3 protein-coding genes are annotated in these 3,386 nt (G+C 36.6%); 1 reads left to right on the top strand and 2 read right to left on the bottom strand.

Annotation, left to right across the window (positions count from 1 at the left end; translation table 11 throughout):
- Both VE944_RS00065 and VE944_RS00060 read right to left on the bottom strand, forming a co-directional pair.
- Positions 1 to 1,100: GumC family protein (locus VE944_RS00065; protein ID WP_324970682.1), on the bottom strand; the 1,100-nt coding region annotated here is incomplete at its 3' end.
- Positions 1,101 to 1,436: 336 nt separating this feature from the next.
- Positions 1,437 to 1,607, bottom strand: coding sequence for a hypothetical protein (locus tag VE944_RS00060; protein WP_324970681.1), 171 nt, complete (start codon positions 1,605 to 1,607; stop codon positions 1,437 to 1,439).
- Between the two features lie 734 nt (positions 1,608 to 2,341).
- On the opposite strand from VE944_RS00060, the gene VE944_RS00055 reads away from it, so the two are divergent.
- Positions 2,342 to 3,386, top strand: a 1,045-nt coding sequence (locus VE944_RS00055) for a nucleoside-diphosphate sugar epimerase/dehydratase (RefSeq protein WP_414690077.1), incomplete at its 3' end; no start/stop codon positions are given.

Here is a 3,386-nt window from a genome sequence, read left to right as displayed (position 1 = left end):
CTTTTTTGGGACATTGTGTATGCATCCTGCAAAACCTTAATTCGATTGGCTAATGCTGAACGTTCCACATCCGACTGTACCAACTGAGCAGTTAGAGTCTGCTTGAGTTCCCCCATCTGTAAATTTTGCGTTGGTACAGATTTTTCGCTGCCTGCGTTTTCCGAAACTCGCATTGCTAACTGTTTTTTGAGAGCTGCTGCTTTTGCGGTCAAATTAATGATCGTTGGATGTTGGTTTGTATAGCGAGTCTGTGCCACCCCTAACTCGCTTTCCACTTTCTGATATTCTGTTAGCACTTCCTGCACAACTTTTGATTGACTTAAATTGCCCATATCCACGGCTTGGGGCGAATTTAATTTCAATTGACGTTGCAGAAGTTGTGAGCGAGTCTTGGCATCTACCAAGTTTGACTGAGCTTGAGTTATTTGGTTAGATAAATCATTGAGCCTTTCCACACCTGTGGTAGCTTCTTGTTCTAAGGCAACTACCTTGTTTTCTTCTTTAAACTTACGCAAAGCTGCCTCTGCTCTAACCACCCTTACCTCTACCTCAGGCAATTGGTTACTCAAAAATCTCTTTGCAGCCCTTCCCTGAGCTTGATTAACACTAATATTGTTTGCCAGGTAATATTTCATCACCGAATTCACAACAACTGCGGCTTCTTTTGGATCGCTACTGCTGTAAGAAATCGCCAAAATATCTGTACCTCGGATACTTTTAACCTTAAGTTTTTTGAGAAACTCATCTATTTTTAGAGGTGTTCCTTTCTTATCTGTCAGGCTTAGGCTAGTAATGGTTTTCTTAACTATTGGATTGGAGCGAATTATCTCTGCTTCTGTATCCAAAGGGCTGCTTAGTTGAGTTACACCGCTCAACTCTCCAACTTGTGCCGAGGGAATTGTCAGCGAAGAAACACGGTCAGTTTTACTGAAAAGCAACTTGCCTTCTGCTTCATAAATTGGTTTTTGTCTGATGGCAATTAAAGCTGACAGTCCAGAAATAGAGGCAGTTACTACAGCTATGACTAGCCAATGCCTTTTCAGAATCAGCGAGTATTGTTGCAAATCTAAGGAGTTTTGGTCTTCTTGGTTAGAGGGCATGGAATATATTGCAAATACTTAAAATACTTACTAATTGTGCTTCACAATCAAATTTGGTAGCCCAAGATAGTTATTCTGACAAACTTATATACTTAAATATTTTTTAATAACATATAAAAATTTACCATATTATGTGTTTTTTCTATTTAATTTTTTTACATCTTTGTCAGACTCATCTCAGAAACATTATCTAAATGTCAAGGTATTTTTAATATTTCTATCTGAATCTTAATATTACTTTGATAAGTATTTTAATCCAAGAAAACTTGAACTTTTATCCAGTTTCATGTGCTTGTATATAAAATTGTAAGTATTCAAGATAAATAATTTTTAGTTTTATTGTAGTCTCAGATTTAAGGGTATTGTTTGGGAGCATTGTTCAATTTTCCCTAAGCTTATCAGTTCCTCCATTGGAGCGTCTTTGTAGAGTCTTTTAGCGTAGGCGTAGCCCGCCGCAGGTATCGCACGAGCGTGTTCAATTAAAAGTTGGTTTTCTTCTTCAGTCATGACGCCTCCTATTAACACGATCCCGTGGCTTATTCCTCTACGTTCTCATTTTTTATTTACCTTTTTTGGGAGAATAAAAACTTTAATACTCCCTATTGTTTTATTTAAGCATTAATACCCAAGATATGTAAATACGTACTGGTGTTATTAAAGTAACTAGAATTTAGAAAAAGGTAACTTATAACAAGTAAGTTGGCACAATAAAACCAAACTATCTAAAAAAACTAATTTAGCTTAAAGTTATAGTATTTCCTGCTTCCTGGCTCTTACATTTTGCCTTATTCCAACTACGAATATTCACGCTGACTTACTTAAGTTAGAGACTGTTTTTATTACACTATCGTCACCAACTCTAATTAATTATAACCTCAGGATATAGCAAGCAAGTGACCACATTAAATCAATGTTCTAGCATATTGTATCGCTATGTAGATAAGCTAATCGTCATTGATTTTTCCAGGATGATTCGCTTGTAGTAAGGGCTTCAGCCCTACCTTCATGCAACTTAAATGCCGATCAGCTTACATAGTTTGAAAGTAAATCTATGCTGATAATTAATTTAAATTCCTACTTCATATTGACTACATTCATGACATAATGCAAATATAAAAGGAACAAATTTAAATCTGTAGCCTAGCTTCTACAGCCAAGATAAATAATATGTACTATAAACATAGCACAAAAATATACTGATATTTTTCCTGTCAGTTGGTAATAACGAATACTCAATTTTTTTGAAAGCAGAGCATTATGAAAGAATTATTTATGTATGCTTTGACACAATACAACTAGTCTTTAAAATTACCGTCTTTGAAGATTTTGCTGGTTTTAACAAAAAAATTAATACCAAACATACTGAAGAATTAGAAAAATCAATGACTCTTACAAGTTATGTAAGTTCCTGTGCCAGTACTAGGTTGCCAAATGTAGTACGCAGGCTACCGATATTGCTCTTATTAGGGGATATTTTTGGGTTGCTTATTTGTTTAGCGATCGCACAATGGTTGCGTTTAGATCAACCGTTACATTGGCTAAATCCGTTACCTTATGCATTTGTTTGCATGATACTTGCAGCATTTTATTTAGCAGATGCTTACCATCCAGATCGGCAAATTGCAGGTTTAAGAGCGCCTGCTCGAATTATTGTTTGTAACATTGCGATCGCTTTCTTTATTTCTGCTCTAATTTACTTGTCAGGCGTTGCCAAATATAACCCATTATCGTGGCGGAGTGTCTTCTTACCTAGCGTGGGAATCTTTACTATTTGGGCAGTGATATTGCGCGTAGTGGCACTGAAATGGGTGCGATCGCACGCTCTGAAAAGTCGTTGGCTAATATTAGGTGCAGGGGATAATGCGATTAAATTTGCACAAAAACTGCTGGTACTTAATCCTTTAGGGAAATTGACTGTTCTAGCAGAGGAAAATCAAAAAACTATAGACTTGCCAAAAAGCAATCTGAGTTATCAGGGAAATTTGAGCGATTTATCGCAATGGAGTCAAGAATCGTGGTCTGGGGTCATAGTTACAACGCAGATAAATTTTTCCACATCTGAAACACAACAGTTAATGCAGATGCGGTTGCGAGGCATTCCGGTTTACACATTGCCCGATGTATACCAAACATTTTGGTATAAACTACCTTCATCGCTGCTACAAGATAAATGGTTGGCTTTTAGCGATGGTTTTAACCTAATGCCTGGTTACTTCAGTATGAAACTGAAGCGAGTTGTGGATCTGATATTGATCCTCTTTTTACTAGTGTTAGTTGCACCACTTT

Origin of the sequence: Nostoc sp. (assembly GCF_035638895.1) — a bacterium.
Classification (GTDB): domain Bacteria; phylum Cyanobacteriota; class Cyanobacteriia; order Cyanobacteriales; family Nostocaceae; genus Nostoc.
Note: the sequence above shows the minus strand (reverse complement) of the source record. Positions and strands in the feature narration are given on the sequence as shown.

What these genes read in the sequence shown, in the direction of transcription:
- VE944_RS00060 (WP_324970681.1), bottom strand. Translation starts at nt 1,607, where the DNA reads ATGACTGAAGAAGAAAACCAACTTTTAATTGAACACGCTCGTGCGATA.